Raw genomic sequence first — 22,371 nt, 5'->3', positions numbered from 1 at the left:
TTTGGTCCCCGCTGAACAGGCGCAATGGCCGTCTCGGCGAACCCCCTTACCGACCAGACTCGAGGTATGAGCGAACAACCAGTTCCCCGAGTCCCTGACCCTCCGACCCTCCGAGCCGCTGTCGGTCTCGGATGCCGGGCGCCGTCGGTCCACAACACCCAGCCGTGGCGGTGGGTCTTCGACGGCACCCGACTGCACCTGTTCCGCGACGCCGACCGGCAACTCACCGCGGCCGACCCGCACGGTCGCCAAGCCGTGATGAGCTGCGGCGCGGCGCTGCACCACGTCCGCACCGCCTTCGCCTCCTTCTGCTGGGGTACCGATGTCGCCCGCCTGCCCGACCTCGGTCGGCCCGACCTGCTGGCCACCCTCGAGTTCCGGCCGTGGCCCGATCCGCCCACCGCGGTGTTCCGGCGGGCCGAGGCGATCGAATACCGCTACACCGACCGACTGCCGATGGCGGAGCCCAGCGGCTGGGCGTCGGTCAGGGCGGAGCTCGAGGACCTGGTCAGCGCACACGAACTCACCCTCGACGTGCTCGACGAAGACGCGCGCGCCCGACTGTCGGTGGCTTCGGAACAATCCGGCGCGCTGCGCCGCTACGACATGGAGTACCAATCCGAAATCCATTGGTGGGCAGGTCATCCCGATATGCCCGAGGGAGTGCCGCCCGCGTCGCTGGTCTCGGAGTCCGAAGCCGCCCGCGTCGGCGTCGCCCGCACGTTCCCGTCGCCGGGACCCGGCGCCCGCCGCGGTGAGCTGCGCGACCACGCGCGCCTGGCCGTCCTCACCGCCACGAGCGAGACACCACTGTCCTGGCTGCATACCGGCGAGGCGCTGTCGGCGGCCCTGCTCGAATGCACCGCGTCCGGCTTGTCGACCTGCGCGCTGACCCACATCACCGAACTGGCCGCGGGGCGGCGACTGTTGAGCAGCCTCATCGGCCACCCCGGCGTCCCCCAGGTCGTGCTGCGAATCGGTGTCGCGCCCGACGATCGGCGACCGCCGCCCACCCCGCGCAGGCCGCTGAGCGATGTCCTCACCACGACGACATGAGCGCGCCCGGCACCACAGCGAGGCGGCCACCGGAATCCGGTGGCCGCCTCGCTCTGTTCGAGCAGCGTCACTACTTTCTGCTGCGGACGACGATCGTCGGGATCTCCACCGAATGCAGCAGCGCGTTGCTGGTCGAGCCGAGCAGCATGCTCGAGAAGCCACCGCGGCCGTGGCTGCCCACCACGACCAGTTGCGCCGAGGCCGCTTCGTCGACCAGCGAGCGCACGGGCCGGTCGGCGACCACGATCCGGCGCACCGGCACATCCGGGTAGCGCTCGGCGTAGCCGGCGAGGGTTTCGGCGAGGTCGGCCTCGGCCGACTGCCTGCCCATCTCCCACCCGAACGCGGGCAGATCCAGTGCGCTGGAGTCGCTGAACGCGTGCAGCGCGACCAGTTCGACCTTGCGCCGCGATGCCTCGTCGAACGCGAGCTCGACCGCGGGCACACTGTTGGCGGTGCCGTCGACACCGACCAGCACCGGCAGGGCCGCCGAGACCGGGTCGATCGCCGCGATGCCGTGGATCACGGCCACCGGGCAGTGCGCGTGCTGAGCCGCCGCACGGCTGACCGACCCGAGCAGGCCACGCTGGAAGGCGCCGAGGCCACGACTGCCCACGACGAGGATCTCCGCCGTCGTCGAGCGCTCGATCAGCAGCGGCGCCGCCATTTCGAACGCGACCTCGGTCGTGATCGTGAGGTCCTCGTCCGGTACCGCGGCGCGGGCGACCCGTTCGGCCTCGCCCACCACCCGCTCGGCATCGACGCGCAGCCATTCCAGGTCCGCCTCCCCCAGGGACATGCCGGGACCGAACCCGGTCTGCAACGCCCCCGAGGTCAGGATGTGCAGGGGCAGGTGGTGCAGCGCCGCCTCGGCCGCGGCCCATGCGGCGGCCTGGTAGGAGTTCGCCGACCCGTCGACCGCGGCCAGCACCGGCCGGGGACGATGTTCGGTGGGCCGTGCCTTCTTGTCGGTCATCGGGGTACCTTTCCTCGTCGGGTCAACCAGACCAACGCCGGTTCACCTTCGAGCATCGTCGCGGCCGATGGACCCTCGGCAGGGGACAAAGTCATCGCGGGGGCGGGCCGATCGACCTCGAATTCGCCGTGGTCCGTGCCCGGCGGCCGCGCTTGCGGCAGGTCAGGCCACCGGTCCCCGGCTTCCGGGACCTTCGGCCCTGCCTGTCCACACCTCCGGCGCGCGAGGCTGTGCAGATGATCACCACGTACTTCCGGCGGCTCGATCCCCGAAGGGCCACGCTGTGCGTGTTCTCCGGGCTGCTGGCGATCTGGGCCTTCGCCGGATCCCTCGGCCTCATCACCGGCGCACTGTCCCTCGGTCCCGTCGCCGAGGCCCGCCTGCCGTGGCACAGCCCCATCCTCGCCGGCGTGCTGCTCGCGCTGGTCGTCGGCCTGCCGATGACCGTCGTCGCCCTCACCGTCACCCACGACGATGATCCGGCGACCGCTCAGACGACCCTGGCCGCGGCGTACCTGCTGATCGGTTGGGTCCTGGCACAATTGCTGATCCTGCGTGAGTTCAGCTGGTCGCAGCCGGTCTGCGTGATCCTGGCGGTGACCGTGGCCGCCCTCGGCGCACCCCCACTCGGACACCAGCCCACTCTCCGGCGCTGAACGTGATCATCGCCGAGTACCGAGAGCATCACCTCGCTCCCTGTGCCGCCGAGTTGGCGGACAATGAAGGACGACGTTCCCCCACGCGAGAGAGAGCCTTCCATGACCACGGTATTTCTGGTCGACGACCACGAGATCGTCCGGCGCGGGGTGGGCGATCTGATCGCCCTGGAACCGGACCTCGAGGTCATCGGTGAGGCGGGGACTGTCGCCCAGGCGCTGGCCCGGATTCCCGCTTTGCGTCCCGATGTCGTCGTGCTCGACGTCCGCCTGCCCGATGGCAACGGCATCGAGCTGTGCCGCGAGCTGCTCTCGGCCGACCTGGGCCTACGCTGTCTGATCCTGACCTCGTTCACCGACGAGCAGGCCATGCTCGATGCGATCCTGGCCGGTGCCAGCGGATATGTCGTCAAGGACATCCGCAGCCTGGAGCTCATCCATGCCGTCCGTGAGGTCGGCGAGGGCAAGTCGCTGCTGGACAACCGGGCCGCGGCCGCCCTGATGGCCAAGCTGCGCTCGGAGGCGCAGGAGGACACCGGCCCGCTGGCGACACTGACCGAGCAGGAGCGCACGCTGCTGTCGCTGCTGGGAGAAGGCCTGACCAACCGTCAGATCGCGGCGCGCATGTTCCTGGCCGAGAAGACCGTCAAGAACTACGTGTCCCGGTTGCTGACCAAACTGGGTGTCGAACGGCGCACGCAGGCCGCGGTGATGGCCGCCGATCTGGACCGGCCGCAGCGACGATGATGTCCCGGCCTCCCCGTCGTGGCGTGGAAGAATGCAGGTCATGGACGACGAGTCGGTAGGTGGCGCGCGGCCGCCGGTGACCGAGACCCTGTCTCAGTTGCGGTTGCGTGAGCTGCTGGCCGAGGTGCAGGACCGGATCGCCCAGATCGTCGATGTCCGCGACCGGATGGATCGGTTGATGGAGGCCATGCTCGTTGTGACGGCGGGCCTGGATCTGGACAACACGTTGCGCACGATCGTGCATACCGCGATCGAACTGGTCGATGCCCGTTACGGCGCGTTGGGGGTGCGCGAGACCGACAAGACCAGCAATCAGCTCGCCGAGTTCGTCTACGAGGGCATCGACGACCGCACGCGGGTGCTGATCGGTGATCTGCCGCGCGGGCACGGGGTTCTCGGGTTGTTGATCGCCGAGCCGAAACCGATTCGGCTGACCAACCTTTCCGATCATCCGTCGTCGGTCGGGTTTCCGGAAAATCATCCGCCGATGCGGACGTTCCTGGGTGTTCCGGTGCAGGTGCGCGGCGAGGTGTTCGGCAACCTCTATCTCACCGAGAAGGCCGGTGGCTTCGAGTTCACCGAGGACGACGAGGTGGTGGTACTGGCGCTGGCCGCCGCCGCGGGCATCGCGATCGAGAACGCCCGGTTGTACGAGCAGTCGCGGGTGCGCCAGCAGTGGCTCGAGGCGATGCGGGACGTGGCCACCGAGCTGCTGGCGGGCAGTCCGTCCGAGGAGGTACTCGGGATGGTCGCCGAACGTGGCCTGCTGCTGACGAATGCGGCGTGTACGTTCCTGGCGCTGCCCGAGGACCCCGACATCCCACACGACGAGGTCACCGAGCTGGTGGTGGTCGCGGCGGCCGGCGCCGACGCCGGTGTGCTGGTCGGCAAGCACATCCCGGTCACCGATTCGCATTCGGCCGAGGCGTTCCGCACCGGACACAAGGTCACCGCCGACTCCCCGGCGCACAACCCGATCTTCGATTCCGTCGACAAGTTCGGGCCGGTCCTCACCTTGCCGCTGCGCGCGAACGGCACCGTCACCGGCGTACTCACCACCGTGTTTCCCGCCGGCTCGCAGCAACTCGGCGCCACGGATCAAACGCTGATGGCCGCGTACGCCGATCAAGCGGCGGTGGCCTTGCAGCTGGCCGCGACCCAGCGCCGGATGCGTGAGCTCGATGTGTACGCCGACCGCGACCGGATCGCCCGCGGCCTGCACGACCACGTCATCCAGCGGCTGTTCGCGGTCGGCTTGTCGCTGCAGAGCACGATACAGCGGACCAAAACCGCCGAAGTGCGCACCCGGCTCGACGAGACCATCGACGATGTCCAGGCGATCGTGCAGGACATCCGGCATTCGATCTTCGACCTGCAGTCCAATACCGCCACCGATTCCTCGTCCTATCGCAAGCGTCTGCACAACATCATCACCGAGATGACCACCGATACCGGGCTGCGCACCACGGTGCGCCTCGCCGGACCTGTCACGGTGCTGGAACCTCCGCTGTCCGACCACGTCGAAGCCGTGTTGCGAGAAGCGCTCAGCAACGCCGTACGACACGCGAAAGCCACGACCATCTCGATCGAACTGGTGGTGCGCGACGAGGTGACCATCGAGGTCGCCGACGACGGCACCGGCCTCGACCCCGACATCACCCGGCGCAGCGGCCTGGCGAATCTGGCCGCCCGCGCCGAAGAGTCAGGCGGCACTTTCACCGTCCGCCCCCGTGACGGCGGCGGCACCGTCCTGCGCTGGTCGGCCCCGCTGCCTTAGCCCGTCAGCCGGTGGTCGAGGGGTGGACGTCGGCCATCACGCGCACCGTGCGCAACGACCGCCAGTACATCGCGGGCAGTGCCGCCGCGCATTCGGCGGTGCGATCGATCTCGCGCTGCAGCAACAGCCCGTAGGTGAACGTCGACTCCCCCGCGTTCTCCGCTTCTCTGGTCAGCTGGATCAGGTGATGCTTGGCCACCACCGCGTCCTGGTGATCACCGAGCAGGTCCTGCAGGGCGATCAGACCCTCGGCGGCCTGATCGCTGCGCGCGGGATCCAGGTCGTGCACCGACTCCAGGTAGTAGCGGGTGCGCCGGATCGCCTTGCGCAGCGCGTGCATCGCCGCGTCGGTGGCATCCTCGTCCCTGGCCGACTCGATCGCGCGCATCCGCCGCCGCACCCGCGCCAGCAACGCATCGAGCACCACGGCGTTGTCCGGCTCATCGATCCCGGGCACCACACCGCTGCGCAACAACCGTTCCTCGGCCATCAGATCCTCGATCATGGCCGGAAACCGCGGCGAGGCCAGCAGATCGCGCGCGGCGGTCCAGGCCGGTCGCACCCGCGCGTCGAAGTACTTCGACGTCCGGGCCCGCACCGGACCCCGTAGGTAGCGCGGGCGCAGCACATCCATCGCGGCGTGCAGGCGCGCGGACTGCGTACGCAGTTCCTGGGCCGCGCCCAGACTGATACCGAACCAGCGCAGTTCCTCGATCAGCCGTCGGATCTCGGTCTGCCTGCCGATCGCGGGCCGGTGCGCAGACAGCGCGCTGCGAGCACGGCGCGCGGCGATCACCATCTCGACGACCGCATCCGGGTCATCGTGGCCGGCCGCGATCTGACCGTCCATGATCGTTTCTCGTTGGGTGTGCAGATAACGAGCCAGCAGGACACTCACCCGCTGCGGCTCCGACGCGGTCGACGCGTCGCCGGTCGTCTGGATCTGGATGCTCATCGCCGAACCTGCCTCGGTAGGGGGTGTGTCTGTCCCTTCACCCTGCTCCGTCCCGCTCCGGCTCCCCAGTGCCGTTGGCCCCGCCGAGTCCTCGATCGCGGCCACCGACGCCCACGACGAAGGGCCCACCGGTGCGGGCCCTGAGACCCTGCCGCTCGTCCCGGGAACCGGCGCACAGTGACAGAAACGGAAAGGAAGACATCATGACCACACCCGGAAACCCGAAGCAGCCGGTCGTCGTCGGTGTCGACGGATCGGACCAGTCGCGCCGAGCGCTGCGCTGGGCCGCGGACTTCGCCGCGCACCACCGGGTACCGCTGCAGCTCGTCTACGCCGCCGACGTCCCGGTCGACTACGGGCCGGGCCTGGCTGGTCCCCTCTACGACCTCGAAGCGCTGCGCAAACACGGCGAGTCCGTGGTCGCCGCCGCCGCCGTGGTGGCAACCGAGCTCACCACGCCGATCGCCGATATCACCGTCTCGACCGACGCCGTCCTCGGCTCCGCGGTCGCGGTACTGCGTCAACGCAGCGAATCGGCGCGCCTGCTGGTCGTCGGCAGCCGGGGACTCGGGGCTTTCCGCCGCACCCTGCTCGGCTCGGTCAGCACCGCGATCGCCCGACATGCCGCGTGCCCGGTCGCTGTGATCCCGGAGTCGGAGGCACCGGCCGACGGCCCGGTGGTGGTCGGGGTCGACGGTTCACCGTGCAGCGTCGAGGCGGTCGCCATCGCCTTCGACGAAGCCGCCCGCCGCGATACCCGCCTGATCGCGATCCACGCCTGGTCGGAGTTCTACCGCTACGAGGCCCGCTCGACGATGCAGACCGAAGCCGAGGCGGTGCTCGCGGAAAGCCTCGCCGGCTACGCCGAGAAGTATCCCGAGGTCACCGTCGAACGGGTCGTCGTCGAAGACCGCCCGGCCAGAGCGGTCCTCGCGGCCGCGTCCGATGCCCAGCTGATCGTCGTCGGCAGTCACGGGCGCGGCGGGTTCGCCGGCATGACCTTGGGTTCGGTCGCTCAGACCGTCCTGCACGGCGCCGAGGCTCCGCTGATCATCGCCCGGCCGACCACGAGCCGCTGATCGCCACGATCGACGGTGCGGCCGGTCACGGCACCAGGACCGCCGCACCGTCGAAGCGGCCGAGGGACAGATCGCTCAACGCGCGATCCGCGTGATCGAGCGGGTAGCGGTGGGTCGAGACCGTGAGCCGACGCTGCTGCGCGAGCTCGAGGAACTCCTTGGCCTGCGCCCGCGTGTTCGAGGTGACGCTGCGGATCTGGCGCTCCCGGAACAGATGTCGTTGATAGTTCAGTGGCGGCACGTCGGTGAGGTGGATACCGGCCACCGCCAGCGTCCCCCCGGCGTCCAGCGCCGCCATCGCCGGCAGGACCAGGGCGCCGACGGGAGCGAACAGGATCGCCGAATCCAGCGGTTCCGGCGGTGCGTCGGCGGCGCCCTGCACCGAATCCGCGCCCAAGGCCAGGGCCAGCTCCCTGGCCGCCGCATCCCTGGTCATCACGTGCACGCGCGCGCCCCGGGCGAGAGCGACCTGCGCGGTGAGATGAGCACTGCCGCCGAAGCCGTAGATGCCGAGCACCCCACCGTCGGGCACCTCGGCCCGCACGAGCGCGTGATAGCCGATGATGCCGGCGCACAGCAGCGGTGCCAGCTCGTCGTCGCGGTAGCCGCTCGGCAATGCCACCGCGAAATCGACCGGCACAGTGGCGAACTCGGCATACCCGCCGTCGGCGTCCCAGCCCGTGTAGCGCGAGCGCGGACACAGGTTCTCCGCCCCGCGCAGACAGTACCGGCACTGTCCACACGTGTACCGCAGCCACGGGATGCCGACTCGATCACCGACCGCCACGTTCACGCAGCCGTCCGGAACCGACACCACCTCGGCGACCACCTCGTGGCCCGGAGTCACGTGCTTGCGGTGCACCGGCAGATCGCCTTCGACGACGTGCAGATCGGTCCGGCACACACCGCACGCCAGTACCCGCACCAGGAGCTCGCCGGGGCCGGGTTCCGGGACCGGTTCGTGTCCGAGCCGCAGCGGCGCCGAGCCGACCGGACCGGGATGTTCCACTCGCCACGTACGCATCATGTCGTCGCTCCTTCTGTTCGCCCCGCTGTGCCGATGCCACCCTGACACGCCCGCCCGGTGTGGGGCCGGAGGCCGAGGGCCAGTCCACCGAAGTCCTCGACAGCAGAGCACTTCGGCCCTCTTCCACCGCCGCCGCGTCGGGCGAGAATCGGCTGCGCACGTTCCCTGTCCGAGCAGTGAGGCAGTACCGATGTCAACACCGACCACCCGCCCCGTCGTCGTCGGCGTCGACGGCTCCGATTCCGCCCTCACCGCCGTTCGCTGGGCCGCCAGGGCCGCGGTCCTGCGCGACACATCGCTGCACGCGGTGCACGCGATGAGCTCGGGCTGGGATCTGGGCCGCGTCGGCACGGTGTCGATACACAATCAGCACTTCCACGACGACGGCCGGGCCGCGCTGGCGAGCGCGACCACGGTCGCCCTGGCCGAGACCGCACCCGATCACCTCGAGATGCGAACATCGGTGGTGAGCCCGGCCCCGGTGTCGGCGCTGCGCCGTAGCGCCCGCCATGCCCAGCTCCTCGCGGTCGGCACCCGCGGCCTCGGTGCCTTCGAACGGGCGCTGCTCGGTTCCGTCAGCAGCGCGCTGGCGCGCCGTCCCGTGTGTCCGCTCGCGATCGTCCCCGCCTCGTTCGATCCCGCGCCCGACCGTCGACCCGTACTGGTCGGTCTCGACGGTTCCCCGGGCAGCGACCGCGCCCTCGACTTCGCGATCGAGGAGGCGTCGCTGCGCGGTGTCGGCCTCGTCGCGCTGCGCGCGTGGACGACACCGGCCCCCGGCGTACACGACTCCCGGATGACCGAGCACACCCATCGCCTGCTGGCCGACAGCCTGGTCGGCTACGGCGAGAAGTATCCCGATGTGCCGATCACCCGGATCGTCACCGACGACGATCCGGCGCGCCGATTGCTGCGCGAGTCGGCCGGTGCCCAACTGCTCGTGCTCGGCAGTCATCGGCGCGGCGCCCACGACGGTTTCGGGTCGGTGAGCCGAACCGTCGCGTACGCCACCGAGATCCCGCTCGTGCTGGCCGGGCACCGTTGACACCGGCGCCCTACGCCCTGGCGCGTTCCCTGGCCAGGGCGCGGTCGCGTTGTTCTTCGAAACGCGGAATCCGCACCTGGGCCAGGTCGTCGAGGAATCCGGCGAGCCGCTCGCGCACCTGCTCGCCGCGCGCACCGAAATCGTTGCGGCCGAAGATGTTCCACTGCCGCAGCACCGGCTGCAGGACCTCCTCGAGGTGCTGTCGCAGGTCGTAGACACCGTGCTTGGCCATCAGCACGCCGTGACGACGGAAGTTCGGCATTCCCGCGCCGGGCATGCGGAAGTTCTCCACGATGTCGGCGATCGCCTCGATCGCCTGATCCGGCACCAGATCCAGCGCCGCCGCGCACACGGTGCGATAGAAGATCATGTGCAGGTTCTCGTCGGCGGCGATGCGTTGCAGCATCCGGTCGGCGATCTCGTCGTCACACACCCGCCCGGTGTTGCGGTGGGTGACGCGGGTCGCCAGTTCCTGAAAGCTGACATAGGCCACCGAGTGCAGGAACGCCGAGCCACTGTCGATGTCGGCTGCCGTGGCCCCGGAGGCGAAGCCATTGGTCATGTGGACCATCCTGGCGTTCTCGAGCGCCACCGGATCGACCCCGCGGGTCACCACCAGATAGTCGCGCAGCACGATGCTGTGCCGCATCTCCTCCGCGGTCCATCGGCCCACCCACGTGCCCCACGCACCGTCGCGGGAGAAGTTCTCGGCGATCTCACGGTGATAGGAGGGCAGGTTGTCCTCGGTGAGCAGGTTGGTGATCATCGCCGCCCTGGCGACCTCGCCGAGCTTGGATTGATCACTCTCCCAGTCGGTTCCACCCAACGCCGCGAAGTTTCGCCCTTCGTCCCACGGGACGTAGTCGTGCGGATGCCAGTCCTTGGCCAGCGCCAGGTGGCGGTGCACGCAGTCCTCGGCCGTCGGTTCGAGTTCGGTGAGAATCTCGCGCTGTGTCAGATCGCGGGTCAACGGGGGTGCCTGCCCTTCTGTTCGAGGAGTCGGATGCCGGTGACGATCTCGGGTTCGATGGCCACGACGGTGTCCATCACCCGGCCGACCCACGGCCGCAACAGCTGTTCGTAACGCGCCACCCGCGCCGGATCGGTGACGGTGCGCGCCAATCCGGTGACCATGACCGACCACCCGGTGCGCCGCACCGCGTCGATGTCGTCGACCTGGTAGGCCACCACCACGGGCGCGTTGGCTTGCACCGCACCGGTCAACCGCGAGGTGAGCCGGGTGCGGACGACGATCACGTCGTCCTCGTCGACGAGGTGGTTGACCGGGCGGATCGCCGGCAGCGCGTCGCGGGTGAACAGCACCCGGCCGAACGGCGCCGCTGCCACCAGCCGCATCGCCTCGGCCCGTTCGAGTTCGACGACATCGCACGGTTCCCGGCCGTCACCGGCCAGTTCGATCACGACCGCGCCTCGTGGTCCGCCGCACACACCAGCGCCAAGTCGCCGTCGTAGCGGCGGTACACGAGTCGGCCACGTCCACTGCCCGGATCGGTGAAGAACACGTGCGGCAGCCCGAATCGGCACAGCCGGCTCGCGGCTTCGGACTCGGTGAGCTGTGGCGCCGGATGCGGGTTCACTGTCAGCGCCATCGTTGTCCCGACGCCGGGCGGGCGGGTGTGGTGTTGTCGTGCCAGTCGCGCGCCCAGCGGTCCCGCCCAGTAGACGAGCGCGTCCTCACCGGTCTCGCCGTCGATGAACAGGTGCGCGTCGTAGTCCAGCCCGTCCATCACCCGGGTGGCCGAAGCCGGGTCGGTGCGCAGCAGCGCGCAACGCTTACGGCGCACGATCGGCCGGACCTCGCTCACCGAAGCCAGCGGCGGCCGCGCCGGGTCGGGCCAGATTCTCGGCGGCCCCGCCGGTGCCGACCGCGAGATCTCCCGGTCGAGCCGCTCGGAGACGATCCGCGCGACGAATCCGGCGGGACCCGCTACCTGCACCCGCAGCATGGCGGGCCCCTGCCCCGCGTTCACCTGCGCCAGCACCGATCCGGCAGGCACGGCGGACAACCGGATCCGGACCGGTCCGTCGACCCGGCGGCTGCGCAGCACCGCCTCGACCGCACGCGCCGTTCGCGCGACATCGACCGCGTCGACCGCACCGGCGGTCACCACCGCAATCTCTGAACCGGTCCACCGTAGTCGGGGAGAACTCACGTAATCCGACCTGCTTTCCGCTGCTTGATCCCGTCCCGCAAGAGGCTCCGGGCAATAGCACCACCCGCGCGGTCCGGCGTTTAGGGGCCAAGGTCCCGCCGCCGGGTGACCATCGGCCCGAAAGGCGAGTGACCCGTTCGGATCAGGCGCGCAGGAGGGCGGCCTGGACTTGGCGCAGACGCTCGACGTCGCCGCGGAAACCGGCGACGGCGTCGTTGTAGAGGAAGGCTTCCCAGAGCCGCACCAGCGCGTAGGCCAGGGTGGCGCGCTCGATCGGGGGGCGGTAGCCCTCGTCTTCGGCGCGGGCGATGAGTCCTTCGACGACGGCGACCGCGGCCTGGTGGACGGGCCCGTCGCTGCGCGTGATCAGGCGCAGGGCGGCGGTGGACTCGTTGTCGAAGTAGGTGCGCAGCGAATCGTCCTGGACCAGCCAGTGGATGCAGCGATCGAGGATCTCGTTGAGGCGTTCGGCGCCGCTCGCCTCGCTGGTGCGGTCGGCGTAGGCGACCATCCGCTCGAGCTGGCCGGCGATGGCGGCGCCGAGCAGGCCGTCGCGGGAGCCGAACCAGCGGTAGATGCTGGTCCGGCCGAGGCCGAGGTGGGCGGCGATGGCGTTGACGTCGATGCGGTTGCCGGACAGGAACACCTCGATCGCGGTGCGCAGTACGTCCTCACGGCTGGCCGCGGCGGGGCGTCCCGGTGCTCGTGTCCCGTCGGCTCGCGTCACATCGCACAGCATAAGGGCTCCCCCGTGACCATCATTTGAAACATACGGATCTCTGTGTAACATACTCGACCATGCAATTGGCACTGACCGAGGACGAGCTCGCCTTCCGCGACGAGCTCCGGGCCTTCTTCCGGCGCGAAATCCCCGCCGACATCCGCAATCGGGCCAGGCACATGGCCGAACTGAGCAAGGACGACATCGTCACGACCCAGCGCATCCTGCACGCGCACGGACTCGCGGTGCCGCACTGGCCGGTCGAGTGGGGCGGGCGCGACTGGACCCCCATCCAGCGCCATCTCTGGCACGACGAGATGCAGCTCGCCTCGGTGCCCGAGCCACTGACCTTCAACACCAACATGATCGGTCCGGTGATCGCCCACTTCGGGTCACCGGAGATGAAGCAGCGCTTCCTGCCCGCCACGGCCAACCTCGACATCTGGTGGTGCCAGGGCTTCTCCGAACCCGATGCCGGTTCGGACCTGGCCTCGCTGCGCACCGTGGCCGTCCGCGACGGCGACCACTACGTGATCAACGGCCAGAAGACCTGGACCACCGCCGCCCAGAGCGCGGACTGGATGTTCTGCCTGGCCCGCACCGACCCGGACGCGCCCAAGAAGCAGGCAGGCATCTCGATGCTGCTGTTCCCCCTCGACACCCCTGGCGTGACGGTCCGCCCGATCGAGCTCATCGACGGCGGATTCGAGGTCAACGAGGTATTCCTGGAGAACGTGCGCGTCCCCGCCGACCAGCTCGTCGGCACGGAGAACCACGGCTGGACCTACGCGAAGTTCCTGCTCGGCAACGAACGCACCGGCATCGCCGCCGTCGGCCAGACCAAGGTGCGGCTGTGGCTCGCCAAGGAATACGCCAAGCAGACCCCACTCGACACCGGCACCCTGCTCGACGACCCGGTCTTCGCCGCCCGCATCGCCGAGCTCGAAAACGAGCTGCTCGCACTGGAACTCGTACAGATGCGGGTCGTGGCCGGCTCGGCCGACGGCGCCCCGAACCCGGTGTCGTCGATTCTCAAGCTGCGCGGTACCGAACTCCAGCAGGCGGTCACCGAACTGCTCGTCGACATCGCCGGACCCGACTCCCTGGCCCGCGAAGGCGATACCGGCGACTGGGCTCGCCGCAGCACCGCCACCTACCTCAACTACCGCAAGACATCGATCTACGGAGGATCCAACGAGGTGCAGCGCAGCATCATCGCTTCGACGATCCTCGGATTGTGAGACACCGTCATGGATTTCGAACTCACCACCGAACAGACCATGCTGCGTGACACCGTGCGCAGCGTGCTGGCCCGCCACTACACCCACGAACATCGCGCCCAGGTCATCGGCACCGATCCGGGCTGGGACCCGCAGGTCTGGTCGACCTTCGCCGAGATCGGCTTGCTCGGGCTCACCATCTCCGCCGAGGACGGCGGGATGGGCGCCGGCCCCATCGAAACGATGCTCGTGCTCGAGGAACTCGGCCGCGTCCTGGCACCCGAACCGGTGCTGGATTGCGCGCTGCTGCCGGGCGCGCTCATCTCCAGGGCCGGGTCACAGCTCCAGCGCAAGCAGATCCTGCCCGAGGTCGCCTCGGGCGAACGCCGCATCGTGTTCGCGCACGGTGAGCCCGGTCTGCGCCCGGTGACGGCCCAGGTCACGACCCAGGCGACGCTGGTGGGCGACGGCTGGCAGGTCAGCGGACGCAAACATCCCGTGGCCTGGGGTGATTGCGCCGACCAGCTCATCGTCAGCGCGGCGCTGCCCGACGGCGGCACCGGACTGTTCCTGATCGAGCCCACCGATTCCGGGGTGACCGTCGCCGGCTACCGCACCCACGACGGCAGACGCGGCGCCGACCTCACCTTCGACCGCGCCACCGCGGTTCCCCTGGGCGCCGCGGTCGACGCCGGCGACGCCATCGCCGACATCATCGTCACCGCCCAGGCCGCGCTCGGCGCCGAGGCGATCGGCGCGATGTCGCAAGCGTTGCGACTCACCACCGAATACCTCTCGACCCGCAAGCAATTCGGTGTCCCGCTGCGCAGCTTCCAGACGCTCACCCAGCGCGCCGCCGACATGTACGTATCACTGGAACTGGCCCGGAGCATGAGCCTGTACGCGTCGATGTCACTGGCCGACGGCGTCGCCGACCCCGTCGTCGCGGCCCGCGCCAAACTGCGCATCGGACGCTCCGGCAGGCACATCGGACAGGAAGCGATCCAGATGCACGGCGGCATCGGGATGACCGCCGAATACCCGGTCGGCCACTACACCGCGCGCCTGACCGCCATCGAGCACACTCTCGGTGACTCCGGCGACCACCTGCGCTACCTGGCCGGTCACGTCGCCGACCACCAACTCGCCGAAATCTGAACACCCTGCTCGACATCGCCGCAGGTCAACACGTGCGGCGATGTCGAGCAACGACCGGTGACCGACGACTGTCACCATGCGGACCATGACACCGCCACACCTCGGCGGCCGGGACCGCTCGAGCTGTCCCGCCACCATCCGGGCGGGCCATGCGAGAACGGGGCGGTCAGTCGATCGGGCTGTGGCCCAACAGGACCCGGCCGCTGAAGCGGGTCTGCTTGGCGCGGGGCAGGGGATGGAACTGGCAGCCGTGGATGTCGCGGTAGAGGCGTTCGAGGTCGCAGGCGCGGGAATAGCCCGCGCCGCCGGTGGTTTCGATGGCCAGGCGGACCGTGGTGATGAGCGCGTCCGCGGCGACGGTCTTGCGGCTCAGGGCGCGGGCCGCGTAGGCGTCGGTGTTGGCGAACGTCAGGTCCTCGGAGTCGGCGAACATGGCGGTGATCAGATCCGCCGCGGTCGTGTAGGCGTTGAGCATCTCCCCCGCCGACTGCACCGTGTGGAACTCGGTGCGACCCTCGAGCATACGGGCGGTCAGCTCGACGGCGGTATCGGCGACACCGAGGTAGGCCGCCAACACCAATGGCAGCGCCGCGCCGATCACCACATTCAGCACCGGCGGCCAGGCACCGGCCGGACGGATCAGCGAGACCGCGGCGTCGGGCACGAACACCTCGTCGAGAACGACCGTGTGCGATCCACTGGCGCGCAGCCCGAACGCGTCCCAGGTCTTGTCGATGCTCACGCCGGGCGCGGTCATCGGCACCGCGCAGTGCACGACCTGATCCTCGAAACGGACGCTGGTCACCAGCACGTCCCCGACCTCGCACCCACTCGCGGGCGACTTCCTGGCACTGACCAGATAGCCGCCGTCGACGCGCACGGCCGTGCCGTTGGAGTCGACCCAGTCCGACGCCCCCGTGCTGACCAGGATCGCGCCCGCCGCGACCTTCGCGAAGACCGCGGAGGCGTCGACACCGTGCTTGTGCCGCCACACCTGCGCGGCCACCAGATGCGAATGCATGGCGAACGCGACCGCGGTCGACGGATCATGGCGACCGAGTTCACGCAGGACCTCCCCCATCTCCTGATGGGTGGCACCGCCCCCGCCGAACTCGACGGGAACGAGCGCGGCCGAGAGGCCGTCGGCACGGAGCCGGTCGAAGGCGGCGACGGAGATCTCGCCGGTGCGGTCCCGCTCGGGGACCTCCGAACGCAGGGATTCACCGAGCAGGCGAGCCAGAGCGACGCGGTCGGTGCGGGACGTGGTGTCGGGAAATGTGGAAGTCATGTTTCGAAGGTAGGAACCACCGCGATAACCGGATAGTCCAGAAAGTGGACTCCCCCGGTCCAGAAACTGGACCCCGTCGGCGAGGTGACCATGACTGATACGACCGCAGGCTACGGCCAGTACTGCCCGATCTCCCGCGCGCTCGACGTGCTCGGCGAGCGCTGGTCGCTGCTCATCCTGCGCGACCTCTACCTGGGCACGACCCGCTTCAACGACCTGGCCCGCGGCCTGCCCGGACTGTCGCGCAGCCTGCTCGCCAAACGGCTGCGCCAGTTCGAACGCGCCGGGCTGCTCGACAAGATCGGCGCCGACCACCTGCTCACCGAAGCGGGCACCCAGCTCGAACCGATCCTGTTCGGCCTGGGTGAATGGGGCGCCCGATGGACCTTCGGTGCCCCACAGCACGAAGAACTCGACGCCGCACTATTGGTGTGGTGGATGCACACCCGCGTCGACACGTCCGGATTCCCGGGCAGACGCCATGTCCTGCAGGTCCGGTTCACCGACGACGTCCGCCGATTCTGGATCGTCGTCGAGGGTTCCACGCCCTCGGTCTGCGAGACCGACCCCGGCTACCCCGTCGACGTCGCCATCATCGCCGATGTGGCCGCCCTTTACGAGGTCTGGCTCGGCCGGATGCCGTTGACCCACGCCCAGCGCACCGGCCGCGTCAGTTTCGCCGGTCCCGCCGCTCTGACCCGCCGCATGCCCACCGTGCTCCAGCTGAGCCCGGTCGCGGGCTATGTCAGCGAAGCGACCCTCACAGAGAACGCCACCGCCCGCGCGTCCTGACCTCGGCCGACCTCACGGCCACAGACGTTCACGCACCCAGGCCTCGCCTGTGTCGCGGTAGCGCAAGCGCAGGTGTCGACGGTCGTGACTCGCCTGCCAGAACTCGACCTCGACCGGCGCGACCAGGTACCGCGTCCAGGTCTCCGGCGCCACGTCGGGATTCTCGGCGACCCAGCGCTCGGCGTCGCGGGCGGCCCGCGACAGCTGCGCCGGATCGTCGAGCACCTGCGACTGTCGTCCGATGAACGCCTCGACCCGCGAGGCCGGCGGTCGGGCGAGGAAGTCCTCGGCGGAGACGTCCGGCGCCGCGGGTGTGACCGGGCCGCGCAGCCGGACCTGACGGCCGCGACCGGGCCAGAAGAACGTCAGCGCCGCCTGCGGAGTCTTGCTCAGCTGCAGGCCCTTCGGGCTTTCCGAGCTGGTAGCGATCGCCCATCCCGCGCGGCCGACGTCCTTCAGGATCACCACGCGCGCGTCCGGAGCGCCCTCGGCGTCCACGGTCGACAGCGTCACCGCGTGTGGGGCCAGCACGTGTTCGCCGGCCTCGTGCAGCCAGTCGAGGAACAGCTCCTGCGGTGTCGACGGTGCCGAGTCCGGGTCGAAGTCCGGCAGGTCGTCGGGAAAGGACGCCCAGCCACGCAAGGAAACCATGCCCCGACCGTACGGCCATCGACCGTTCGACCGATACCACTGCCGCGGGGATTCGCGTGGACGAGCTCCGATTTCAGCTCTGGACAACACAATCGACCCGTTGTTACTTTCGAGTAACTTAGGTGCGGGGTGGTCGCACCGAAACGCCGACGGGGGTTGAGCATGCCGAATTCCACAGCACAGGGACGCAGTGCCGGAATCGTGGGAGGTGGCATCGGCGGCCTCGCCGCCGCGATCGCACTGCGCAAGGCGGGCTGGCAGGTGACCGTCTACGAGCGGGCGCCCGGGTTCACCGAAGCGGGCGCGGGAATCTCACTGTTCCCCAACGCGCTCACCGCACTCGACGCACTCGGCATCGGCGCCGAGATCCGCGCCGCGGGAGTCGGCGCCGTTCCCGGCGCGATCCGCAATTCCGCAGGCCGCGCCCTGTTCACCCGCTGGGCGAAACCACTGCCGGGCGGTTTCGCCGTGCCGCACCGCGCGGAACTCATCGCACTGCTCCTGCGCGCACTGCCGGACGAATGCCTGCGGCCGGGGAGCACGATCGACGACGTCGACCCGGACGGAACACTGCGCGTCGACGGAGAGACCGCACGCCACGACCTGATCGTGGCGGCCGACGGAGTGCACAGCGCGATCCGGCAGCGCCTGTGGCCCGGCGACACCGCCGTCCGGCACACCGGAATCACCGCGTGGCGAGGAGTCCTCGACACTCCCGCTCCCGGCTTCGTCGGCGGCATGGTCGGCGTGCGCGCGGAGTTCGGCGTACTGCCGATGCCGGGAGCCCGCACCTACTTCTTCGCCGCCGCCCAGCCCGGCATCGACAGCCTCGACCACTTCGCCGACTGGGCCGCGCCTGTGCCCGACATCCTCGCCGCGGCCGACCCGGCGCGCATCCTGCGCGACGAGTTCCTGGAGGTGCCGGTGCCGCGCACCCTCACCCTCGGCAAGGTCGCGTTGGTGGGCGACTCGGCGCACGCGATGCGCCCGGAACTCGGGCAGGGCGCGGCCATGGCACTCGAAGACGCGGTGACCCTCGCCGCCCACGCACCCGACCTGCGCGCGTATTCGAAGGCGCGACGGCGGCGGGTACGGACGGTGTCGTGGCTGTCGCGCCAGGCCACCAGCAACAACATGCCCGATTCCCCGCGAAGCGCGGCCATCCGCGACGTCACCGCCCGGGTCGTGCCCGATGTCGTGGCCCTCTCCGCGACGTCGCGGCTGTTCCGCTGGCGGGCGCCGATCATCCACGTACTCTGAAAACGTGGCGGTTATCACTACCGGCCCCACCGTGTTGGCAACGGTCGTAATCAAAACGTTAGGGTTCAGGCATGGTACGTCACGGAGCAGCACACACCGACTCGGACGTGCCGAATGTTCCTCTCCCCCAGCAACATCCGGCACGCCTCGAACTCGTCGACACCCCCGAAACCCCGTCGGACCCCGCTGACGACCATTTCCCACGACTCGGCGACACCAGTTTCCTCACCACCGCGGCCCGGCACCGCCTCGCCGCCTTCATCCACACCAAGCTCGCCGAGCTCGCCGAAATGCCGTGAACGCCCGCCGATGACCTAGGCTCGAACGCCAGGAGTCATCGGCGGCGGACTGATTCACGCGAGGAGTGGCGAGGTGAGCGGCAGCGACGCAGCGGTCGTCCTTCCCGAACAGGTCCGGACCGAACTGCGGCGCGGCGTGCGCAGCGTCCTGGTCGACACGGCCGCGCTGCGCCTGGTCCGCGAACGATTCGACGACGGCCAAGCCGCCGCCCTGCGCCGCTACCTCGAAGCCTCCCAGTCCGCGAACACCCTGCGCGCCTACCGCACCGACTGGATCGCCTGGGCGGGCTGGTGCGCGGCCGAGCACCGGCAGGCGCTGCCCGCCGACCCCCTCGACGTCGCGGTATACCTGGCCGCGGCCGCCGACGCCCGGCGCGACAACGGCTCCTGGGCCTTCAGCCCCGCGACGCTGGACCGCAAGTCGGCCGCCATCGCCGCCGTGCACGCCGCCAACGGATTGCCCTCGCCGACCCGCTCCGACGTCGTCCGGCTGACCCTGCGCGGCATCCGGCGCACCCGCCGCACCCCACCGACTCGCAAACGACCCGTCCTGCTGCACACCCTCGACCAGCTGCTCGCCGAACTCCCCGACGCCGGCTGGCCCACCGAACCCGCCCGCCGCCGCGACGCACTCGCCCTGCTGGTCGGTTTCGCCGGCGCTCTGCGCCGCAGCGAACTCGCGGGCCTGCGCGTCAGCGACGTCCATGTGCGCACCGACCACTCCACCGGCGAACCACTGCTCGTCGTCCATCTGCCGACCACGAAGACCGACCCGACCGGCGTCGCCGAACAGCGCATCGCCCTGCCGCGCGGCAAGCATCCCCGCACCTGCCCGATCTGCGCCTTCGCCGACTGGGTGCGCCTCCTGGAAGTGCACGCGGCAGCGGGCGATCTCGGCACCCGTTCCTGGACCGCCGATCACCCCGTCCCCGATACCACGATTCACCGCTGCCACGGCTTCACCGGCACGCCCCTGGCGACCGACACCGAGCGACCACTGTTCCCCACCATCAACCGCCACGGCTCCATCGGCGCTTCTCCCTTGTCGGGCCGAGCCGTCGCTGAACTCGTCAAACGCTACGCCGCCCGCGCCGGCCTCGACCCGGACCTGTTCTCCGGTCACTCCCTCCGCGCCGGATTCGCCACCCAGGCCGCCCTCGGCGGCGCCAGTGACCGCGAGATCATGCGCCAGGGCCGCTGGTCCAACCCCCGTACCGTCCACGGCTACATCCGCACCGCGAACCCCCTCGAGGACAACGCCGTCACCAAACTCGGCCTCTGACACCCCGCCGGCACGGTGGGTAGCGTCGTGTCAGTCAGCGATGCGGTCCAGGCGGAAGATGCGGAACTCGCGACCACCGGAGCGTTCGAACTCCATCTCGTAGCCGGGCCAGAACTCGACGGCCAGGTCCCATACACGCTTGCGCTCGACGCCGGTGATCTCGGCGACCGTCACCGGGAACGCGGAGCTGCTGTTGTAACGGACCGAGGCCGTGCGCGCCGCACGCAGGTTCGCCGACCACGCCGGGTGCTCGGGCTTACCCCAGTTGGACCCGACCAGATAGAAGCCGTCGCCGTCGGGGACGCACAGTAGCGAGGTCGTGCGCGGCTGCCCGGACTTGCGCCCGACCACGGTGACCTCGATCGACGGCAGGCCGGCCAGATCCAGAACTCCCCACCGGCCGCCACTGAGCTTGCGGAGCAGTCGTTCGGTCGGCAGCACGATGCCCGCGCCGCGCATCACCCAGGGCTGTGCCGCGAATTCACGTGCGAGGGCAGGTAAGGGATTCCACGCCATCCTCGAATCCTGTCTCGAGCGGAACGGATACCTCGACTCGGGACCGGCCGCTGAGAGACAACTCACTCACCTTCCCGGAGTGCCGGGGGCGACATGCGGAGCGCTGCCGCCCGCTCCCTCGTCCATGCGAGTGAGCGGTGATGACATGAGGACATGTCGAGAACGTGAGTGGGTTGATAGGGGTAGGTGAGCTTCAATAAATAGATGCGCATATCTACGTAACATCATGTTTCAAATGCCAGTTCGCTGCTCTTCGGGCGCCGCACCGACGCGATTCCCGGAATCCGTGGTCCCGATGACGCACACTGGACCACTCCCCCACCCTTCCTCTCAGGAGCGAGTGCCATGCCCTCCCCCAGCGGTCGCCGATTCCTCGCCGCCGTCGCCATGGCCGCCACGGCACTCCTGGCGGCCAGCCCCTCCCCTGCCATCGCCCGTCCACCGGCGCCGACTCACCTCGCCTCACTCGGCCCCGAATTCCTTTGGGGCGTAGCCGCTTCCGGATTCCAGGCCGAAGGCGATGCGCCGGACAGCAATTGGCGCCGTTACGCGGCCTCGGGTGCCACCCAGGACCCCTATCTGAACTCGGTGGACTTCCGCACCCGGTACCGCTCCGACATCGCCCTCGCCGCGGATCTCGGTGTGCGCGTGTACCGCATCGGCATCGAGTGGGCGCGGGTGCAACCACAACCCGGCGTCTGGGACGAGAGCGCGCTCGCCTTCTACGACGACGTCGTGCGCGCGATCACCGACGCGGGGATGCGCCCGATGCTCACTCTCGACCACTGGGTGTACCCGGGTTGGACCGCCGACCGTGGTGGCTGGCGCGATCCCGAGATCGTGTCGAACTGGCTCGCCAACGCGCGGGCGGTGGTCGACCGTTTCGCCGGCGTCGACCCTCTGTGGGTGACCTTCAACGAGCCGACGTTCTATCTGGTCAACGAAGTGCGCAAGGGCGGGATCGGCGTGGCCGACGCCCCGGCCATGACCGACCGAATCGCCCAGGCGCACAACAACATCTACGACTACATCCACTCCGTGCAGCCCGGAGCGCGGGTCACCAGCAATATCGCCTTCATTCCCGGCGTCGACGACGCGGTCAGCGGGCCACTGCTCGACCGCATCGCGGCCCGTCTCGACTACATCGGCATCGATTACTACTACGGTGTCTCCCCCACCCAGCTCACCGTCCCCGACTTCGACCGACTCTGGACACTGCCCCTGCAATCCGAAGGCATCTACTACGCCCTCGACCACTACGCCCGCCGATTCCCCGGCAAGCCGCTCTACATCGTCGAGAACGGCATCCCCACGGAGAACGGTCTCCCACGCGCGGACGGCTACACCCGCGCCGACTCCCTGCGCGACACCGTCTACTGGCTGCAGCGCGCCGTCGCCGACGGGATCCCGCTGATCGGCTACAACTACTGGAGCCTGACCGACAACTACGAATGGGGTTCCTACACACCACGTTTCGGGCTGTACACGGTCGATGTGCTGACCGACCCGACGCTGACCCGCACCCCGACCGACGCTGTCGCGGCCTACCGCGCGATCACCGCGGGCGGCGGCGTCCCCGCCGACTACCGCCCGACCCGCGCACCGGTCCCGTGCTCGCTGGTCGACGCGGCGACGAGCTGCACCGATCCCGTGTCGGTCCCTCGGTAGCGGTTTCCGCGCGTGCCGGGTGCT

23 protein-coding genes are annotated in these 22,371 nt (G+C 69.6%); 13 read left to right on the top strand and 10 right to left on the bottom strand.

The genetic code is table 11. The annotated features are described in order from the left end of the window. Window positions 1-66 precede the first annotated feature (66 nt). Window positions 67-1,056, top strand: a complete 990-nt coding sequence (locus ACIO52_RS18600) for an Acg family FMN-binding oxidoreductase (RefSeq protein WP_218720114.1) — start codon at window positions 67-69, stop codon at window positions 1,054-1,056. A 70-nt stretch (window positions 1,057-1,126) separates the two neighbouring features. Here ACIO52_RS18600 and ACIO52_RS18595 read toward each other — a convergent pair whose 3' ends face one another. After that, a complete protein-coding gene (locus tag ACIO52_RS18595) occupies window positions 1,127-2,032 on the bottom strand; it encodes a universal stress protein (protein ID WP_218720113.1) in 906 nt (301 codons plus the stop codon). Between the two features lie 236 nt (window positions 2,033-2,268). Between ACIO52_RS18595 and ACIO52_RS18590 the strand changes: the two genes are divergently transcribed. The 3 genes from ACIO52_RS18590 (at window position 2,269) to ACIO52_RS18580 (ending at window position 5,212) form a co-directional block, all read left to right on the top strand. Beyond that, entirely contained in the window at window positions 2,269-2,688 is a 420-nt protein-coding gene (locus ACIO52_RS18590; protein ID WP_218720112.1) for a hypothetical protein, read from the top strand. 102 nt (window positions 2,689-2,790) lie between these two features. Next, window positions 2,791-3,435 (top strand): response regulator transcription factor, encoded by a 645-nt coding sequence (locus ACIO52_RS18585; protein WP_218720111.1) that lies wholly within the window; start codon window positions 2,791-2,793, stop codon window positions 3,433-3,435. Window positions 3,436-3,475: 40 nt separating this feature from the next. Next, entirely contained in the window at window positions 3,476-5,212 is a 1,737-nt protein-coding gene (locus tag ACIO52_RS18580) for a GAF domain-containing protein (protein WP_402645259.1), read from the top strand. A 4-nt stretch (window positions 5,213-5,216) separates the two neighbouring features. Here ACIO52_RS18580 and ACIO52_RS18575 read toward each other — a convergent pair whose 3' ends face one another. Further along, window positions 5,217-6,167 carry a CHAD domain-containing protein gene (locus ACIO52_RS18575; RefSeq protein WP_218720109.1) on the bottom strand — a complete coding sequence of 317 codons (951 nt, stop codon included), beginning with the start codon at window positions 6,165-6,167 and terminating at the stop codon, window positions 5,217-5,219. A gap of 203 nt (window positions 6,168-6,370) precedes the next feature. Between ACIO52_RS18575 and ACIO52_RS18570 the strand changes: the two genes are divergently transcribed. After that, window positions 6,371-7,246 (top strand): universal stress protein, encoded by an 876-nt coding sequence (locus ACIO52_RS18570; RefSeq protein WP_218720108.1) that lies wholly within the window; start codon window positions 6,371-6,373, stop codon window positions 7,244-7,246. Window positions 7,247-7,271: 25 nt separating this feature from the next. On the opposite strand, the gene ACIO52_RS18565 is transcribed toward ACIO52_RS18570, so the two are convergent. After that, on the bottom strand, window positions 7,272-8,270 hold the full coding sequence (locus ACIO52_RS18565) for a zinc-binding alcohol dehydrogenase family protein (protein ID WP_218720538.1): 999 nt from the start codon (window positions 8,268-8,270) through the stop codon (window positions 7,272-7,274). A 193-nt stretch (window positions 8,271-8,463) separates the two neighbouring features. Between ACIO52_RS18565 and ACIO52_RS18560 the strand changes: the two genes are divergently transcribed. Then, window positions 8,464-9,318 (top strand): universal stress protein, encoded by an 855-nt coding sequence (locus ACIO52_RS18560; RefSeq protein WP_218720107.1) that lies wholly within the window; start codon window positions 8,464-8,466, stop codon window positions 9,316-9,318. A 10-nt stretch (window positions 9,319-9,328) separates the two neighbouring features. On the opposite strand, the gene ACIO52_RS18555 is transcribed toward ACIO52_RS18560, so the two are convergent. The 4 genes from ACIO52_RS18555 to ACIO52_RS18540 form a co-directional block, all read right to left on the bottom strand. After that, on the bottom strand, window positions 9,329-10,288 hold the full coding sequence (locus ACIO52_RS18555; RefSeq protein ID WP_218720106.1) for an acyl-ACP desaturase: 960 nt from the start codon (window positions 10,286-10,288) through the stop codon (window positions 9,329-9,331). Then, window positions 10,285-10,740, bottom strand: a complete 456-nt coding sequence (locus ACIO52_RS18550) for a pyridoxamine 5'-phosphate oxidase family protein (protein WP_308248590.1) — start codon at window positions 10,738-10,740, stop codon at window positions 10,285-10,287. Before ACIO52_RS18550 ends, ACIO52_RS18555 begins: the two co-directional genes overlap by 4 nt. After that, on the bottom strand, window positions 10,737-11,447 hold the full coding sequence (locus ACIO52_RS18545; RefSeq protein ID WP_402645253.1) for a sigma 54 modulation/S30EA ribosomal C-terminal domain-containing protein: 711 nt from the start codon (window positions 11,445-11,447) through the stop codon (window positions 10,737-10,739). Before ACIO52_RS18545 ends, ACIO52_RS18550 begins: the two co-directional genes overlap by 4 nt. Window positions 11,448-11,634: 187 nt before the next feature. After that, complete coding sequence (locus ACIO52_RS18540) at window positions 11,635-12,219, bottom strand: QsdR family transcriptional regulator (protein WP_308248589.1); 585 nt, start codon at window positions 12,217-12,219, stop codon at window positions 11,635-11,637. A 71-nt stretch (window positions 12,220-12,290) separates the two neighbouring features. Between ACIO52_RS18540 and ACIO52_RS18535 the strand changes: the two genes are divergently transcribed. Beyond that, window positions 12,291-13,454 carry an acyl-CoA dehydrogenase family protein gene (locus ACIO52_RS18535; RefSeq protein WP_402645249.1) on the top strand — a complete coding sequence of 388 codons (1,164 nt, stop codon included), beginning with the start codon at window positions 12,291-12,293 and terminating at the stop codon, window positions 13,452-13,454. Between the two features lie 9 nt (window positions 13,455-13,463). Then, entirely contained in the window at window positions 13,464-14,591 is a 1,128-nt protein-coding gene (locus ACIO52_RS18530; protein WP_218720102.1) for an acyl-CoA dehydrogenase family protein, read from the top strand. A gap of 166 nt (window positions 14,592-14,757) precedes the next feature. Here ACIO52_RS18530 and ACIO52_RS18525 read toward each other — a convergent pair whose 3' ends face one another. After that, window positions 14,758-15,879 (bottom strand): acyl-CoA dehydrogenase family protein, encoded by a 1,122-nt coding sequence (locus ACIO52_RS18525; protein ID WP_402645245.1) that lies wholly within the window; start codon window positions 15,877-15,879, stop codon window positions 14,758-14,760. A 90-nt stretch (window positions 15,880-15,969) separates the two neighbouring features. Here ACIO52_RS18525 and ACIO52_RS18520 point away from each other — a divergent pair, with 90 nt between their 5' ends. Continuing rightward, window positions 15,970-16,671: a winged helix-turn-helix transcriptional regulator gene (locus ACIO52_RS18520; RefSeq protein ID WP_218720100.1), complete on the top strand. Its 702-nt coding sequence runs from the start codon at window positions 15,970-15,972 to the stop codon at window positions 16,669-16,671. Window positions 16,672-16,683: 12 nt separating this feature from the next. On the opposite strand, the gene ACIO52_RS18515 is transcribed toward ACIO52_RS18520, so the two are convergent. Next, on the bottom strand, window positions 16,684-17,322 hold the full coding sequence (locus tag ACIO52_RS18515) for a pyridoxal 5'-phosphate synthase (protein ID WP_218720099.1): 639 nt from the start codon (window positions 17,320-17,322) through the stop codon (window positions 16,684-16,686). 201 nt (window positions 17,323-17,523) lie between these two features. Here ACIO52_RS18515 and ACIO52_RS18510 point away from each other — a divergent pair, with 201 nt between their 5' ends. The 3 genes from ACIO52_RS18510 (at window position 17,524) to ACIO52_RS18500 (ending at window position 20,163) form a co-directional block, all read left to right on the top strand. Further along, complete coding sequence (locus tag ACIO52_RS18510; protein ID WP_402645241.1) at window positions 17,524-18,582, top strand: FAD-dependent monooxygenase; 1,059 nt, start codon at window positions 17,524-17,526, stop codon at window positions 18,580-18,582. Window positions 18,583-18,689: 107 nt separating this feature from the next. Continuing rightward, window positions 18,690-18,881 carry a hypothetical protein gene (locus ACIO52_RS18505; RefSeq protein ID WP_218720097.1) on the top strand — a complete coding sequence of 64 codons (192 nt, stop codon included), beginning with the start codon at window positions 18,690-18,692 and terminating at the stop codon, window positions 18,879-18,881. 73 nt (window positions 18,882-18,954) lie between these two features. Next, on the top strand, window positions 18,955-20,163 hold the full coding sequence (locus ACIO52_RS18500; RefSeq protein WP_316574758.1) for a site-specific integrase: 1,209 nt from the start codon (window positions 18,955-18,957) through the stop codon (window positions 20,161-20,163). 30 nt (window positions 20,164-20,193) lie between these two features. On the opposite strand, the gene ACIO52_RS18495 is transcribed toward ACIO52_RS18500, so the two are convergent. Then, entirely contained in the window at window positions 20,194-20,679 is a 486-nt protein-coding gene (locus ACIO52_RS18495; RefSeq protein WP_402645237.1) for a nitroreductase family deazaflavin-dependent oxidoreductase, read from the bottom strand. A 345-nt stretch (window positions 20,680-21,024) separates the two neighbouring features. Here ACIO52_RS18495 and ACIO52_RS18490 point away from each other — a divergent pair, with 345 nt between their 5' ends. Further along, on the top strand, window positions 21,025-22,347 hold the full coding sequence (locus ACIO52_RS18490) for a family 1 glycosylhydrolase (RefSeq protein ID WP_402645234.1): 1,323 nt from the start codon (window positions 21,025-21,027) through the stop codon (window positions 22,345-22,347). Window positions 22,348-22,371 lie beyond the last annotated feature (24 nt).

It is taken from the genome of Nocardia sp. NPDC087230, assembly GCF_044744725.1.
GTDB lineage: Bacteria > Actinomycetota > Actinomycetes > Mycobacteriales > Mycobacteriaceae > Nocardia > Nocardia canadensis.
The sequence above is the reverse complement of the archived record's forward strand: the minus strand, read 5'-3'. Positions and strand labels throughout refer to the sequence as shown.

Excerpts from the sequence above, each read along its gene's own strand:
- ACIO52_RS18600 (WP_218720114.1), top strand. The coding sequence starts at position 67 with ATGAGCGAACAACCAGTTCCCCGAGTCCCTGACCCTCCGACCCTCCGA.
- ACIO52_RS18595 (WP_218720113.1), bottom strand. The coding sequence starts at position 2,032 with ATGACCGACAAGAAGGCACGGCCCACCGAACATCGTCCCCGGCCGGTG.
- ACIO52_RS18590 (WP_218720112.1), top strand. The coding sequence starts at position 2,269 with ATGATCACCACGTACTTCCGGCGGCTCGATCCCCGAAGGGCCACGCTG.
- ACIO52_RS18585 (WP_218720111.1), top strand. The coding sequence starts at position 2,791 with ATGACCACGGTATTTCTGGTCGACGACCACGAGATCGTCCGGCGCGGG.
- ACIO52_RS18580 (WP_402645259.1), top strand. The coding sequence starts at position 3,476 with ATGGACGACGAGTCGGTAGGTGGCGCGCGGCCGCCGGTGACCGAGACC.
- ACIO52_RS18575 (WP_218720109.1), bottom strand. The coding sequence starts at position 6,167 with ATGAGCATCCAGATCCAGACGACCGGCGACGCGTCGACCGCGTCGGAG.
- ACIO52_RS18570 (WP_218720108.1), top strand. The coding sequence starts at position 6,371 with ATGACCACACCCGGAAACCCGAAGCAGCCGGTCGTCGTCGGTGTCGAC.
- ACIO52_RS18565 (WP_218720538.1), bottom strand. The coding sequence starts at position 8,270 with ATGCGTACGTGGCGAGTGGAACATCCCGGTCCGGTCGGCTCGGCGCCG.
- ACIO52_RS18560 (WP_218720107.1), top strand. The coding sequence starts at position 8,464 with ATGTCAACACCGACCACCCGCCCCGTCGTCGTCGGCGTCGACGGCTCC.
- ACIO52_RS18535 (WP_402645249.1), top strand. The coding sequence starts at position 12,291 with ATGCAATTGGCACTGACCGAGGACGAGCTCGCCTTCCGCGACGAGCTC.
- ACIO52_RS18530 (WP_218720102.1), top strand. The coding sequence starts at position 13,464 with ATGGATTTCGAACTCACCACCGAACAGACCATGCTGCGTGACACCGTG.
- ACIO52_RS18525 (WP_402645245.1), bottom strand. The coding sequence starts at position 15,879 with ATGACTTCCACATTTCCCGACACCACGTCCCGCACCGACCGCGTCGCT.
- ACIO52_RS18520 (WP_218720100.1), top strand. The coding sequence starts at position 15,970 with ATGACTGATACGACCGCAGGCTACGGCCAGTACTGCCCGATCTCCCGC.
- ACIO52_RS18515 (WP_218720099.1), bottom strand. The coding sequence starts at position 17,322 with ATGGTTTCCTTGCGTGGCTGGGCGTCCTTTCCCGACGACCTGCCGGAC.
- ACIO52_RS18495 (WP_402645237.1), bottom strand. The coding sequence starts at position 20,679 with ATGGCGTGGAATCCCTTACCTGCCCTCGCACGTGAATTCGCGGCACAG.
- ACIO52_RS18490 (WP_402645234.1), top strand. The coding sequence starts at position 21,025 with ATGCCCTCCCCCAGCGGTCGCCGATTCCTCGCCGCCGTCGCCATGGCC.